This window comes from Microbulbifer sp. A4B17 (assembly GCF_003076275.1).
In the GTDB taxonomy this organism is placed as follows: Bacteria; Pseudomonadota; Gammaproteobacteria; order Pseudomonadales; family Cellvibrionaceae; genus Microbulbifer.
The window spans coordinates 1,651,670-1,665,795 of sequence record NZ_CP029064.1; the positions used below are offsets into that span (position 1 = coordinate 1,651,670).

General features: G+C 50.7%; 11 protein-coding genes and 1 riboswitch. Of the genes, 5 read left to right on the forward strand and 6 right to left on the reverse strand.

The window, feature by feature from the left end; translation table 11 throughout:
• Nucleotides 1–35: 35 nt before the first annotated feature.
• The 5 genes from BTJ40_RS07390 (at nucleotide 36) to BTJ40_RS07410 (ending at nucleotide 7,657) form a co-directional block, all read left to right on the forward strand.
• Complete coding sequence (locus BTJ40_RS07390; protein ID WP_108732484.1) at nucleotides 36–926, forward strand: PD40 domain-containing protein; 891 nt, start codon at nucleotides 36–38, stop codon at nucleotides 924–926.
• Entirely contained in the window at nucleotides 923–2,059 is a 1,137-nt protein-coding gene (locus BTJ40_RS07395) for a FlgD immunoglobulin-like domain containing protein (RefSeq protein ID WP_157953956.1), read from the forward strand. The genes BTJ40_RS07390 and BTJ40_RS07395 overlap by 4 nt, the downstream gene beginning before the upstream one ends.
• A 37-nt stretch (nucleotides 2,060–2,096) precedes the next feature.
• Complete coding sequence (locus tag BTJ40_RS07400; protein ID WP_108732486.1) at nucleotides 2,097–2,606, forward strand: tetratricopeptide repeat protein; 510 nt, start codon at nucleotides 2,097–2,099, stop codon at nucleotides 2,604–2,606.
• A 66-nt stretch (nucleotides 2,607–2,672) separates the two neighbouring features.
• Complete coding sequence (locus tag BTJ40_RS07405; RefSeq protein WP_108732487.1) at nucleotides 2,673–7,100, forward strand: RHS repeat-associated core domain-containing protein; 4,428 nt, start codon at nucleotides 2,673–2,675, stop codon at nucleotides 7,098–7,100.
• A gap of 14 nt (nucleotides 7,101–7,114) precedes the next feature.
• A complete protein-coding gene (locus BTJ40_RS07410) occupies nucleotides 7,115–7,657 on the forward strand; it encodes a hypothetical protein (protein WP_108732488.1) in 543 nt (180 codons plus the stop codon).
• Nucleotides 7,658–8,152: 495 nt separating this feature from the next.
• Here BTJ40_RS07410 and BTJ40_RS07415 read toward each other — a convergent pair whose 3' ends face one another.
• The 6 genes from BTJ40_RS07415 to BTJ40_RS07440 all read right to left on the reverse strand — a co-directional run bounded on the left by BTJ40_RS07415 (nucleotide 8,153) and on the right by BTJ40_RS07440 (nucleotide 14,113).
• Nucleotides 8,153–8,404 (reverse strand): hypothetical protein, encoded by a 252-nt coding sequence (locus BTJ40_RS07415; RefSeq protein ID WP_157953957.1) that lies wholly within the window; start codon nucleotides 8,402–8,404, stop codon nucleotides 8,153–8,155.
• A 196-nt stretch (nucleotides 8,405–8,600) separates the two neighbouring features.
• Nucleotides 8,601–8,789, reverse strand: a complete 189-nt coding sequence (csrA, locus tag BTJ40_RS07420; RefSeq protein WP_108732490.1) for a carbon storage regulator CsrA — start codon at nucleotides 8,787–8,789, stop codon at nucleotides 8,601–8,603.
• A 1,035-nt stretch (nucleotides 8,790–9,824) separates the two neighbouring features.
• Entirely contained in the window at nucleotides 9,825–10,850 is a 1,026-nt protein-coding gene (gene tdh / locus BTJ40_RS07425) for an L-threonine 3-dehydrogenase (RefSeq protein WP_108732491.1), read from the reverse strand.
• Nucleotides 10,851–10,935: 85 nt separating this feature from the next.
• Complete coding sequence (locus BTJ40_RS07430) at nucleotides 10,936–12,135, reverse strand: glycine C-acetyltransferase (protein WP_108732492.1); 1,200 nt, start codon at nucleotides 12,133–12,135, stop codon at nucleotides 10,936–10,938.
• Between the two features lie 78 nt (nucleotides 12,136–12,213).
• Nucleotides 12,214–12,429 (reverse strand): hypothetical protein, encoded by a 216-nt coding sequence (locus BTJ40_RS07435; protein ID WP_108732493.1) that lies wholly within the window; start codon nucleotides 12,427–12,429, stop codon nucleotides 12,214–12,216.
• A 58-nt stretch (nucleotides 12,430–12,487) separates the two neighbouring features.
• A riboswitch (SAM-I-IV-variant riboswitch) is annotated at nucleotides 12,488–12,614 on the reverse strand.
• A gap of 65 nt (nucleotides 12,615–12,679) precedes the next feature.
• On the reverse strand, nucleotides 12,680–14,113 hold the full coding sequence (locus BTJ40_RS07440) for an aldehyde dehydrogenase family protein (protein WP_108732494.1): 1,434 nt from the start codon (nucleotides 14,111–14,113) through the stop codon (nucleotides 12,680–12,682).
• Between the last annotated feature and the right edge of the window lie 13 nt (nucleotides 14,114–14,126).

The window sequence follows — 14,126 nt, forward strand, 5'->3', positions numbered from 1 at the left end:
TCGGCGCTAAATCAAAAAACAACCAAGAGAACAACGTGAAAGCCTTACTAAAGTCCAACGTGGTCATTGTGACTTGTGCATTGCTATGGTGTGCCTGCGTTCACGCAGAAGAGGATATTGCTTACCTGGCCCCGGGCAAACAGGGGTATTGGCAGGTATGGGTAATGGATACCCAGGGCCAACAACACCGGCAACTCACCCATTCAGCCTTCGATAAAAACAGCCTTAGCTGGTTTCCCGATGGCAAGCGTTTGCTGGTGAATGGCAGCCAGGGTGAATTGCATGAAGTAGGTTTAACCGGCGGTAAAGAATTGCCAATAACAATGCCACTAAAAGGCTTTATTGATGCGAGCCTGGCGCCGGATGGAAAATCTGTAGTCTTTTCTCTCAGTACCTCCGACAGTGTCGACGATAACAATTTGTGGCGATTGCCATTGGATGGGAGTGACCAGCAAAAGCTCACCAATATGCGTCATATGCAGCACGAACCCCGCTGGCATCCAGATGGCAAGACCGTGTATTTCTTATCCGGGGATGGTGGCGAAGCCCACGATATCTGGGCGCTGGATTTGATTTCCGGAAGCAAGCGGCAACTGACTTTTAACAGTCTTTACAATTTTGATGTTGTCGCCGACACAAAAGGCCGATTGGTATTTTCCAGTAACCGTGCCGGCAACTACGACCTGTGGTTGCGCGAGAGCAACGGAAAACTCAAACAGCTCACCACCGATGCCGCACTGGATGCCGCTCCCAGCTGGTCCCCGAAAGGTGATGCCGTTGTATTTCAGTCTACCCGTGACGGCGCCTATAACCTGTGGAGGTTAACACTTGAGAGTGGTGAGTTAACCCAGTTGACCCAATTTACCAGCGGTGCCCGTAAACCCCTATGGCGGCCGCAGTCCGCGCAAGGCAAGTCAGTACTATGAATAAGATGTTAAAAAAAATCGGCCTCACCGCAGTATTGGCCGCTCTGGTTACGCCCCTGGCTGGCTACGGACTGTCTATTTCCGGGGTCAATAATGAATCCCGTTCATTTGCCCCCGCCCAGGGGGAACAGTTCGCTCTGAATTACCATATTGATACGCAAGCCAACGTTACGATTAATATCTACGACGCCCGAGACCTGCTGATCAAAACGGAATATCGCGAACAGCTGGCGGCGGGCGATCACCAGTGGCAGTGGGACGGCACCGACCAGCAGGGGCGCCCGGTACCCGCAGAGGCCTATCACTACACCATCAGTGCAACAGCCGGTGAGCAAACTGCCGAGTACGACCTGACCGATATTACCGGTGGTGAAAGTGTCGCGGTGAACGATCTGAGTTGGAATGCGGAGCAGGGCAGTGTGGATTACACCCTGCCGCAAATGGCCCGCGTCGCAATTCGGGTGGGATTAAAAAATAACGGCCCACTGCTGAATAATATTATCGACTGGGTGCCGCGCGCGTCTGGCCAACAAAAAGAAGCCTGGGATGGACAAGATGCCTCCGGCGCCCTGAATTTAAAGGGCCACCCAGCCCTGGAATTAATTCTCAATGCCTTCGCTTTACCTCGTAATACCATCCTGGTGACTGGGGATAAATCATCTTCTGACTCCCGCTTTGTGCAGGATATGCCGTGGGGCCAAAGCCCGCGAGAAAAAAAGAAATCCCATCGCCCGCGTATTCACGCCCCAGCACAACGGGATGCATTGAGCCGGGGAGATTTCCCGCTAGAAATTTCACTGGTGGGGGACTACCCCAAAAATAGCGAAGGCACCCCGATAGTTAGCGGCACTGTACCGGTACGTATTAATGTACAACCGGAGCATATCGCGCAGCTGGCCTCAAAAAGGTTTGAGCCTGTGTACTTTGTCGATGGCCAGTACGTTTATGAGAACGAAGTGGGTTACTTCCCCACCACTTATCGCTGGGACAGCCGCAACCACAATCCTGGCGAGCACTATCTAACGGTGAATTTGCGTGGCTACCTGGGCAACTTTGGTATGGCCACCTTAAAAGTGGTTATTGAAAAGCCCCAAACTGAAGGCTCAGCGAACACTCTCGCTCATAAAGATTAGCTCTAATACGAATTAGATATTCAGAAGGATGTGAACCATGAAGCGAACAACGGAATTAATCCAGATTCTAGCCCTGGCAATTATTGCGCTTTTTGCCGGTACTGGAGCTTACGCAGCCAAGCCGAGCGCCCATATCCAGCAGGTCTCCCAAGCTGAAGCCCAAGCGGCGGTTGAGCAAAAGGATTACAAGCGGGCGCGAGCCTTGTACAACCGCCTACTGCGACAGCAACCGCAAAATTACTCGGCCATGATTGAATTGGCCCAGCTTGAAAAGAAATTAGGCAAGTACAAAAAAGCTAAACAGCACGCTTCAGCGGTATTGAAACAAAATAGAACCCATCGCCAAGCCCTGCAATTATTGGCCCAAATCGCCATTCAACAGCAGCAGTGGGCAGAAGCGGAAACCTATTTCAGCCGCCTAATAAAAAACCACCCGGAACACGGCCACGCCTACCTTGGCCTAGCCCAGGCTTACCAGGCACAGGGCAAGGATGAGCAGGAACAAACCGCTTTGAAAGATTATCGCCTGTGGCGTGCCGCACAATAATATCGTCCGATTTGTACTGAATAAGAATCACACTCCTGGCCAGTAGTTGGGGGATAGGGAATACCCATGAGCAGTTTTGCCAACAAAATACTAAAAACACCGCTAAAAGCCCTCGCTGGATTTAGCAAAACCTTGGAAGACGCCCGGCGCGTCTGCGCAAGCGCGAACTCCATTCGTCCGCCCCTAGCCTCCGCGATGCTGGCTTTAACCCTGGCCATCGCCGCCAGCCCCGGTCAGGCGCACACCTTTGGTGGAGGCACCGGTTCCAATAGCGGTGATGGCACTGGTGGTGGCAGTGGTGCAGGTGGGGGGTGCCCCAAAGAGGCTGTTGAAGGGGGTACGGTTGTACTTAACAGCGGCCAGGAACGCCACAAAGAAACCGATATGGTGGTGAAGGGCAGTTACCCGATTCAAATTATACGCAAATACAATAACCAATCGGATTATGACAGCGCTCTGGGTTATGGCTGGGCTTTCGATCACGATTACCGCTTGTACGAATACCCCGATGACAAAGTCATTATCCGCTATTGCGCCGGGCATCGCGCCGAGTTTGTTTATAGTGGCGGTGCCTATGTAAGCGATGTGGCCGGGCTGCGTGGAACCCTTAGTGAAGATAGTGATGGTACCTACACCTTTGCCCACAATAATGGGCGTAAAGATTACTACGATGCTGAGGGCCGACTGACAGCACGGGAAAATAAAAATGGTCAGCGTTTAGAGTTTTCTTACAGCAGTGAACGTTTCCCTATCGTTGGTACTTCCCTCTATTCTGTCGATCCCTCTAAGCCGATGACGGTGGCCTACAGCTATCAGTTGCAAAAAATTGAAGAGCGTTTGGCAGATGGCAGCTTGAGTGGCAACTACGTTAGTTTTAGCTATGACAGTGACACCGGCCGTGTCACCCAAGCGGTGGATCACATCGGCCGCACTGTTGTTTATAGCCACGACACGCTGGATGATAGTGAAGGTAATGCCCTAACTTCAGGCAACCTGATTAAAGTCACCGGCCTGGAAGGGCTGGTATCCACCTATAAATACGAAGACAGTAACGATAGCCACAATCTGACCTATTTCCAGGTGGGTGAAAATGCTACGCCCTATGAGGAAACCTACGATTCTGAAGATCGGGTAATCAAAGAGGTCTACGGTAATCTAATCTTTGAGTTTGACTATGTCACCGAGGGTTATGAAACCGAAGTCACTACCACTATTACCGATGCTGATGGTAATAACCCCTATACCACCACCGAGCGCTACGTATTTAACGAAGATGGCCGCACAGTGGAGTACGAGGACCAAGCGGGCTATCTCACGGTAAAAACCCGCGATGCCAACAACAATGTTACTCGTGAAGAACGTTATGGCCTAGCTGATGACAATGGCGATCGTAACCTAGCGCGCGCTATCGATTACACCTACAACACTGATAACCGTCGTTTGAGTAAAGCGGTTAACCTGGCTAGTGGTGAAATCATTACTACCAGTTGGACTTATGAGGGGGGGTGGGTAGCCAGTAAAGAGGTAGTTTCCTCGACTGATACTGCTACAGTGTTCCGAACCGAATATACCTTTAATTACGATAGCGATGGCAATCCTGAGACTCTGGCCAGCACCAAAAAATTAAAGGCCGACGGAAGCTATCAAACTACTAGCTATAGCTACAACGCCCGCAATCAGTTCACTACTACCACTTATGCCGATGGTAGCCAGTATGTGCTGGAGTACGAGAGTGACAGCCTCTATCCCACCCGTGTGTATTGGAAAGACCAAAACGGCAACAGCCTGACCACCGGCGAGCAGACCTTTACCTATGACCAAGCGGGTAACCGCCTGACTGCCACTGATGCCATGGGTAACATCACTACCTATACCTATGACGATAAAAACCGCCCAGTTCAAGTAACCAATGCCCTGAGTGAGGAAACGCATTACACCTACGAAGACAATAATTTAGTAAAGGTGGAGTCTGGGCGCAGTACCGATAGTGTCAGCCAGGAGGTTATAGCCGGACAGATTATTCTGCTCAATTACGACGGCAAAAACCGTATTGCCAGTATCGGGCGCCAAGACAGTGTCGGTGCTGAAGCTACCTACCAAAGTTATACCTATGACAGTTTGGGGCGACGCCTGAGTGTGAGCGATGCGCTGGGTAATAGAAGCAGCTATGGCTACGATCTGCGCGGCAACCTGACCAGTTTCAGCGATGTCGATGACAATACTACCACCTACACCTACGACGCTTTGGGCAATCGTACCCAGGTTACTGATGTCAAAAACCGCATAACCCTGTACAGTTACGATGAGATACATCGCTTGGTACAAATCGAGAACCAGGCCCTGAGTCCGAGCTTGGTGACCAGTTACAGCTATGATGCAGCTGGTAACCTCCTCACAGTTACCGATCCAGAAAATAACACCACTACCTACACTTACGATCGTTTACGTCGCAAAACTGCCGAGCAGCGCCCGGGGGGAGCGGTAATTACCTACAGCTATGATGACCGCAATCGTCTGGCCAGTAAAACAGGTGCTCGTGGGCAGGTACTGCAATATACCTATGAGGACTGGGGTGGACTGGCAACTATTGGGCACTTTGTCAGCGCTACGGACTATATCGGCAATAATGCCGAGCGTACTCAAAGCTTTGCCTATAACAATAATGGCCGCCTCACTCAGGCCATTGATACAGCGATACAGAACACGGCGTTTTACACTCAGAGCTATGATGCGCTCAACCGCCTAAAGCAAACCATCAGTCATTATATACCTGGCGGAGACCGCACCCTGGCTTACAGCTACAACAGCAGGGGTAACCTCAGCGGCATCAGTTTGGATAATACTGCAGAATCTGGCGGTACTTTAGTCAGTCATAGTTTTACCTACGACGACTACAGTCGTTTAAATAGCGCTACTTTGGCTGCCAATACCCATACGCTGAGTTATGACAGTGCCGATCGCTGGACCGGTATCACTTATGCTTCTGGCGTTAGTCGTACCAACACCTATAACGATGATAATACACTGGCCACCGCGACTCTGGTGGATGCCAGCAGTACCACGCTCGAGGCACTTAGCTATGCCTATGATACGGTCAACAACATTGAGGGCTATACCGATAATGACGGTACTCAGGTATTTACCTATGACGGTCTGGACAGGCTTACTGGTGCTGACTACCCGGATGCCACAGGCTTAACAGACGAACAATTCGATTACGACGGCGTAGGCAATCGTGAGGACCCGAGCGACAGTACCGCCTACGAATATAACGCTAACAATCAGCTGATCAGCCAAAATAATGAGGCATTGATTCGCAGCTATGATGATGACGGTAATTTAACGTCCATTACCGGAACAGAAAATAAAACCTTTACTTATGACCGAGAAAATCGCCTCGCCAGCTACACGGATGGCAGTACTTCGGCCGGTTACGGCTATGGTACAAGTGGTCGGCGCTTGTACAAAACTGTTGATGGCACCACCACCTGGTTTTTATGGGGTGGTACTCAAGTAATTGCGGAATTTATCGAAGCGGACGGCTCAGCTAGCCTAAGCAAGCGATATGATTACCTGCCAGGTGCATATGCACCGCTGCAAGTAACTGATAGCAACGGCACTTATGAAGTATTTAGTGACCACCTAGATACGCCCCGGGTGCTGGTTGATGCAACGGGTCAAGTGGCCTGGCGCAGTGTGCGCACCGCTTTTGGTGAAACCACCGTAAATGAAGATGTGGATGGTGATGGTACGACGGTGGTCTTTAATGTGCGCTTCCCGGGGCAATATTATGACTCCGAGAGTGGGCTGCATTATAATTATTTCCGTGATTATGACCCGAGCACAGGTCGGTATATTCAGTCTGATCCTATTGGGTTAAGTGGCGGATTAAACACCTACGGATACGCACTCCAAAATCCTCTATTCTATGTAGATTCACTTGGCTTAGCAGCATGCACCTGGGGCGATACGACGTTTACATGTTCCTGTAAAACACGTACTCGTACAGCGCAGGAAAATTGTAGGGCTGCTGGTGGTATTCCATTATTTCCAGACCTTTTAAAAGAAGAAGAAACAGAGGGTGATAGCTGCCCTCCGGTTGATGGAAGTGATAGTCTCCAGTCATCTCCTGGTTCCCCTGATAATGATCCAGATGATGAGGGAGATGAGGGAGATGAGGGAGATGAGGGAGATGAGGGAGATGAGGGAGATGACAAGAACAAAACTGAAGTAACACAATCCCCAAAGCAAGCTCCAAAGCAAGGAGAGCCAGACTCCATCCATGAGCAATTAGATTCGGACGGAAATGTTCGCTCCAGAACATTTTATGATTCAAATGGAAGATCATTTAATCGTCAAGATTACGATCATAGTCATGGAGGCATGCAACCTCATCAGCATTCCAGGGATTTTGATGCTAGTGGACGGCCGACTACAAAAGAGGTCGTTGGGCCTGTCCCTGAAGGCTATGATAGTTCGGCTACACCTCAGTAAAAGGATAAGAAATCATGAGTTATTTTTCATTTGGAGAAATTTTCTTTGACTCGCCGGAACATGATGTTATTTCTGTCTCCTTTGAGTTGGTTCAGTTAGCATTGAGTTCAAATTTATATGTTTTACTCGGATGCAATATACCTCAGAAAGTAGTATTTGAAATGTTAGGTAAAGATAGGCAGCTGTTTAATGACTCAATGCCATTTTTGCTAACAGCGACACCATTGTCGGATGTGTCGGATGAATTGATTTCACCCTATGCCCTTGTTGAGGATGATGATAGTTGTCAGTCTTCTTCCCTATTCTCTGGAATTAATAAAATTCGGAATTTTTTGGAAGGGGTGATAAAAGTTGCCGAAGTTGAAGCTGTAGATATTTATTTTAGTGAGGGCTATGGTGAAGAATTTAATGTGCAATCGGGTAAGCCAGATGAGGTGTATCAATATTTGTCAGGTGAGTGCGAAAAAAATGGAGATATGCCGCAAGTGAAGTTTACCCTCAAAGGGTTGTACAATCCAAACAAAAAGGACAGCCATGGATTGAAGGGTAAAAGCTAGGTGAGAACTTCTGTGCCATAGAACAGGTAGATGGAGTGCCTACAGCAAAGTGGGTGGCGAATTGGCGCTAATAACGTTTTTAGACCGTAGGTAAAAAGATGCGGGGGCAGGTAGGGATACCAGTACTCTGGGGATAACTAGGGTTTGAAATTATCTTGTTCAGCTGGGCGCGGGGCTAAGAAATTGTTGGCAGTCTCGCAACCCATGTATCCAGTGTTTATCGAGCTGAACACAGGCTTTTCGTACAGCCTCTGCTGATCCCGCCAATCTTTTAAATCGGCTTTCAAAGTTCCGGTTGAGGTAGAGCCAGTGTTTTACTGAGATACCCAGTCGATCCAGGATCGGGGGTGTATTTTGAGAGATGGCGCCCCGCTTCCTCGGGTCTAAATGCCGACCACTCTAGTCCACTGGTGCCAAATAGTGATTCAGCTGAAGAGGCAGGCCCTTAGGCATATTCAGACGTTCTCCCCCCACCAATGGCAATAGGTTTTTGGGTTACTCGCCAGAGATTGCGGTTTGAATACGTTGTTGGATCGAAGTGAAATTGGACTCTTCCAGAGTTTTGGCCATTTTGGCTCGGATGGGATTGAGGTCCACATAAACCATACAGGCTGCCAGAGCCCGTTCATCCAGTAATGCCTGAGATTTGAAGTGCCCTTCCCAAAAGCGACCTGTATACTGGTCCTCAGCATTAGCTTGCCGAGCGATAGACTCATTTAGACCACGCATAAACCAGCTGATATCCATCAATCGCGACCGCCATAAGGCAATCAGTGTGTTTAGCTTTTCATTTTCGGCAAAATTGAAGGTATGGTCTTGTAAAAAATGTAAAGCCAGAGTAGGAACCCTGAAAATCTTCTGCCAGCAGGTGATCACCTCGATATCAGCCCAAGCGCCTGCCGTTCCTTGCAGCTTTGCTTAGGTAGTGTAAAACCAGCCGCCTTTAGCGCTTTTTATTTTCCAGCCCCTGTTCCTTTTTGATGCGCAGATAAACTTCCTCACGGTGAACGGATAAGGATTTCGGAGCGTGCACTCCTACCTTTACCTGATTACCGTTAATTTCGAGTACTGTGATTGAGACCTTTGATCCAATCCTGAGGTTTTCGCCAATGCGGCGATTTAAAATTAACATATTTGTTTCCAGCTGAATTCAAACGATGGGCAGGCCTTCCGTAGAGGCAAAGCTTAAAAAGTAATAGGTGAAGACAGTGAGAGGTGGGGCGCGAGAACGATAAGCATAGAAGAAGAAAAGGCGGGCGCAACGCTTCCAGAGCTTGAGGACGCACTCCAAGCTGCTGAATGTACTCCACTTTATTGAAGACAAGAGGGGTTCTAGCGTACTATGCATGTAGCCACTTTGATACTGTCATTATCAATTTGGTTAGCTGGCCCCTGGTGTTGGTAGCACCTTGGGTCAGCGCCTTTTACTTGTTCTTACACTGCGCTAGCGTTCTCCTTTAAGTAGGTGAGTCTTTTTCAGAATTCTTAGGTCTCTGTCTCTCTTGGACCTTTCTTGTGCTTCTTAGTCACTGGTCTGTAGAGGTTTGATCAAATAGGCCTTAAATACCGAAAAATATCTACCAATTCTACGCAGCTTTGACACTAAAACAAACTTAATAAAATCCAATAAGATCATTTTTGTGCCTATATTTTTGAAACTTCTCTCTTTGGATATTTCAATCGTCGATAAAAATCTTCAGATCAAGTGGTCTTCTTTTAAATCGCAGAGCTTGAGGTTCATGCGCCTATTTATCCGAATTGAACCATTCTGAGCTAAAAGAAGAGCTTCGTAGGTTTGGATATCTTAAGGTGATGGTGATTGTTTGTGCGGATATAGGCTGCGATATTCAGGGGAAAGGTGTCTGTTCAATTCTGCCCCAATCTGTTGGCACTGATACTTATAGCCTGTGCAGATTGTATATTTCTATCACCAAGAAATACCCTTAGCATGCAGCAAGGGCACAATGGTCGCGAAATATATTTCCCACCTTTGAAATAATCCAAATTTTGGAAATTAATTTTTAATCGATGAACCTCTTAACTGGAGTAATTGCGAATATGCAGATATAGGTTGATAACACAAGGTAGTCGATGGGTAGAGTAAGGTGGGGAGTAGTAAAACAAGTGTCAGGAGAAGCGGCTGCGGGTCATCCGCAGCCATTGAGACTTATTTCCAGTTAAGAATTACCTTACCGGATTCACCAGACCCCATGGTATCGAAGCCTTTTTGGAAGTCATCGATAGAAAACTGGTGAGTGATAATGGGGGTTAAATCCAGACCTGATTGAATCAGGCTGGCCATTTTGTACCAGGTCTCAAACATCTCACGGCCGTAAATGCCTTTGATCATCAGGCCTTTAAAAATAACCTGCCCCCAGTCGATTGCCATTTCACCTGCGGGGATACCGAGCATGGCAATTTTGCCCCCGTGGTTCATCGCGGCGATCATATCGCGGAAGGCGACGGGTACGCCGGACATCTCCAGGCCAACATCAAAGCCTTCGCTCATTCCCAGCTCGTTCATCACATCGCTGAGGTTTTCCTTAGCAACGTTTACGGCACGGGTAGCGCCCATCTTGCGTGCCAGGTCCAGGCGGTATTCATTGATATCGGTGATAACTACATGGCGTGCGCCAACATGTTTGGCGACTGCTGCGGCCATAATACCGATAGGGCCGGCGCCGGTAATCAGTACATCTTCGCCCACCAGGTCAAAAGACAGGGCCGTGTGTACCGCATTGCCGAGGGGATCGAAAATAGAGGCGAGATCGTCAGAAATGTTATCCGGGATCTTGAAGGCATTGAGCGCGGGGATCACCAGATACTCTGCAAAAGCTCCGGGGCGGTCTACACCGACACCGTAAGTGTTGCGGCACAGGTGGCGGCGGCCGGCGCGACAGTTGCGGCAGTGGCCGCAGGTAATATGGCCTTCACCGGAAACACGGTCGCCCACCTGGAAACCTGCAACTTCCTGCCCCATACCGACGACTTCACCCACATATTCGTGGCCAACGACCATAGGGACAGGAATAGTCTTTTGAGACCATTCATCCCAGTTGTAGATGTGCATGTCGGTACCGCAAATCGCGGTTTTGTGAATCTTGATCAGCAGGTCGTTGTGGCCCGGTGTGGGGATTTCCACATCGGTGAGCCAGATTCCCACTTCAGATTTCAGCTTGGATAGTGCTTTCATTGTTTTTAAAACTACAAATGGCAGGGTGCGGTGCCGCTCCGGTGAATTCCTTGTGAGAATTACCGTATCAGCACCGCTGTTTGGTTTAGATAATATTTAGTTCGCGGCCAACTTCAATGAAGGCATCGATACACTGGTCGAGCTGTTCGCGGGTGTGGGCGGCGGACATCTGGGTGCGGATGCGGGCCTGGCCCTTGGGCACTACCGGATAGAAGAAGCCCACTACGTAGATGCCGCGCTCCAGCATCTTGTCAGCCATTTTCTGCGCCAGGGCAGCATCGCCAATCATCACCGGGATGATCGGGTGGTCGGCACCGGCCAGGGTAAAGCCGGCTTCGGACATGCGCTTGCGGAAGTAAGCGGAGTTGTCGCGCAGCTGTTCACGCAGCTCGCCGCCTTCAGTCAGCATATCCAACACTTTCAGGGAGGCGGTGACGATCGCTGGGGCTACGGAGTTGGAGAACAGATAGGGGCGTGAGCGCTGGCGCAGCATATCGATAATTTCCTTGCGGCCAGAAGTAAAGCCGCCGGAAGCGCCGCCCAAGGCCTTGCCCAGGGTGCCGGTAATAATATCGACGCGGTCAATCACATCGCAGTATTCATGGGTGCCGCGACCGTGGTCTCCGAGGAAGCCCACTGCGTGGGAGTCGTCCACCATTACCAGGGCATTGTACTGGTCGGCCAAGTCGCACACGGCTTTGAGGTTGGCGATAACTCCGTCCATAGAGAAAACACCATCGGTGGCGATCAGCTTGGTCTTGGCGCCAGCGGCGTCTGCGGCCTGTAGCTGCTTCTCCAGTTCCGCCATATCGTTGTTGGCGTAGCGGTAGCGCTTGGCTTTACACAGGCGAACGCCGTCGATGATGGAGGCGTGGTTGAGGGAGTCGGAGATGATGGCATCTTCCGGGCCCAGCAGAGTTTCAAACAGGCCGCCATTGGCGTCGAAGCAGGAGGTGTAAAGGATGGTGTCTTCGGTTTGCAGGAACTCAGAAAGGCGTGATTCCAGTGCTTTGTGAATATCCTGGGTGCCGCAGATAAAACGCACCGATGCCATGCCGAAGCCGTACTGTTCGAGCCCCTCTTTGGCCGCTTCAATCAGGTCCGGGTGGTTAGCCAGGCCCAGGTAGTTGTTCGCACAAAAATTCAGTACCTGGGTGTCGTTGTTCACCTGAATCTCAGCGGCCTGCTGGGAGGTAATAATCCGCTCGCGTTTGTACAGGCCGTCTGCATCGATCTGTTTGAGTTCGCTGCGCAGGTGCTCAAAGAATTGTTCTGGCTTTGACATGGTATTGTTTTTAGCTCCTGTCGGGTGCTCTTGGCACAGGGTAACGGGCGCGAGCTCGCGGCGCCTGTTGGTTCTACTTTATCCCGCCAGTTCGCAGGCCTCATGGGCTGAAATAGGGTGCTCACTGGCGCGGCAACTGGTGGCAAATTTTAATGCCTCTTCGGCAGTGTCGAACAGTAGTTGCCACAACAACTGACGATCACCTCTTCTCACCGCGCGTACCGCCGTGTGGCTTCTTTGGCTGGCAATTTGAATTTCGATAATGTCTTTACTGGAAAACGGTGATTCGGACATGGTCCCTCCAATGGTAAAACTATGGAGGACTGACGTGGAAGCGGCGAAATGATGTTCGCTAATCCGGTTGGTTTGCTCTGGTAGAGCCCCATCCTCCCCGCAGGCCTTGTGTGCCGCAGAGAGAGAACCACCTTGCCCCGGTCGGCAGGTTGGCGTTGGCGTCAGCCACTCTCGTGATGTGCGAGCAAAGATAACGGGGAGGGGATTAGCAGTCAACAGTACCGCCCCCATTAGAGGGCGGTGCAGAAGTTTATGCGGGAAGCTGCACGGATTTCAGTTCGATAAACTCACCGAGACCGGCCTCACCAAACTCGCGTCCGTTGCCGGAGCGCTTGTAACCGCCGAAGGGGGCGTCGTAGTTAAACTCACCGCCGTTAACAAAGCACAGGCCTGCTTCGATGCGGCGAACGATAGGCATGGCGCTCTCGGCGTCTTTAGCCCAGACACCGCTGGACAGGCCGTATTCGGTGTCATTGGCAATGGCGATAGCCTCATCCATATCCTTGTAGGGGATCAGGCAAGTTACCGGTCCAAAGATTTCTTCCCGGGCGATGGTCATATCGTTGTGAACATCGGCAAATACTGTCGGCTTCACGTAGAAACCCTTCTCCAGCCCTTTGGGCAGGCCGAGACCGCCGGCCACAAGGCGAGCGCCTTCCACAACGCCTTTCTTGATATAACTGCGTACAATTTCCAGCTGGCGCGCGGAGGAAAGCGGGCCCATAAAGGCATTGGCGTCGGTGCCCATCGTTACTTCTTCAGCCACTTGCCTGGCGATTTCCACCGCCTCTTTATAGCGTTCAGCGGGGATCAGCATCCGGGTTAATGCAGTACAGGTCTGGCCGCTGTTAATAAATACATCCTCGCAACCCCAGCGAACCGCTGCTTTAAGGTCTGCATCCGGGGTGATAACCAGAGGTGATTTGCCGCCCAGCTCCTGGGTAACTCTTTTTACCGTGGGCGCTGCGGCTTTGGCGACTTCGATGCCTGCTCGGGTAGAGCCAGTAAAGGACACCATATCGATTCCCGGGTGAGATGACAGTGTCGCACCCACCACGGAACCCGCACCGGGAACCAGGTTGAAGACGCCCGCGGGAACACCGGCCGCGTCAATAATCTCCGCCATGACATAATCCTGTAGCGGAGTGGTCTCCGAGGGCTTGGTGATCATGGTGCAGCCAGCTGCAAGGGCTGGGGCTACCTTGCCTACAAACTGGTGCAGGGGGTAGTTCCAGGGGGTGATAAAACCGCAAACGCCAATCGGCTCCCGGATCAATACCGAGTGAGCCGCTTTCTCGGTCTCTTCCATTATCGAAGTGCGACCGGCGTAGTAACGCATGGCGTAGATGGGGCCATCCACGTGCAACCAGCGGGTGATATGGGCTGGGCAGCCGAGGGTTTGTGAGATCGCCTGTATCAAATCTTCCTTGCGTTCTTCCATACCATCGGCAATAGCGTTCAAGAGGGCAGAGCGTTGATCCGCGCTGGTGTGGCGCCACTTGCGGAAGGCGCTGCGAGCGGCGGTGATGGCAATATCAACATCTTCCGCAGAGCCTTCTACCACTTGGCAGATCATCTCTTCAGTGGCGGGATTGATCACCGGGTGGGAACTGGTGCCGAGGGGTTCGCGCCACTCACCATTGATAAACAGTTTGTCGGTATGCAGCTTGTTGAAATCTGTCATGTCACGCTTCCGT

Bases quoted from the DNA above. Each gene is read 5' to 3' on its own strand.
- BTJ40_RS07395 (WP_157953956.1), top strand. From the start codon at position 923: ATGAATAAGATGTTAAAAAAAATCGGCCTCACCGCAGTATTGGCCGCT.
- BTJ40_RS07400 (WP_108732486.1), top strand. From the start codon at position 2,097: ATGAAGCGAACAACGGAATTAATCCAGATTCTAGCCCTGGCAATTATT.
- BTJ40_RS07405 (WP_108732487.1), top strand. From the start codon at position 2,673: ATGAGCAGTTTTGCCAACAAAATACTAAAAACACCGCTAAAAGCCCTC.
- BTJ40_RS07410 (WP_108732488.1), top strand. From the start codon at position 7,115: ATGAGTTATTTTTCATTTGGAGAAATTTTCTTTGACTCGCCGGAACAT.
- BTJ40_RS07415 (WP_157953957.1), bottom strand. From the start codon at position 8,404: ATGGATATCAGCTGGTTTATGCGTGGTCTAAATGAGTCTATCGCTCGG.
- csrA (WP_108732490.1), bottom strand. From the start codon at position 8,789: ATGTTAATTTTAAATCGCCGCATTGGCGAAAACCTCAGGATTGGATCA.
- tdh (WP_108732491.1), bottom strand. From the start codon at position 10,850: ATGAAAGCACTATCCAAGCTGAAATCTGAAGTGGGAATCTGGCTCACC.
- BTJ40_RS07430 (WP_108732492.1), bottom strand. From the start codon at position 12,135: ATGTCAAAGCCAGAACAATTCTTTGAGCACCTGCGCAGCGAACTCAAA.
- BTJ40_RS07435 (WP_108732493.1), bottom strand. From the start codon at position 12,429: ATGTCCGAATCACCGTTTTCCAGTAAAGACATTATCGAAATTCAAATT.
- BTJ40_RS07440 (WP_108732494.1), bottom strand. From the start codon at position 14,113: ATGACAGATTTCAACAAGCTGCATACCGACAAACTGTTTATCAATGGT.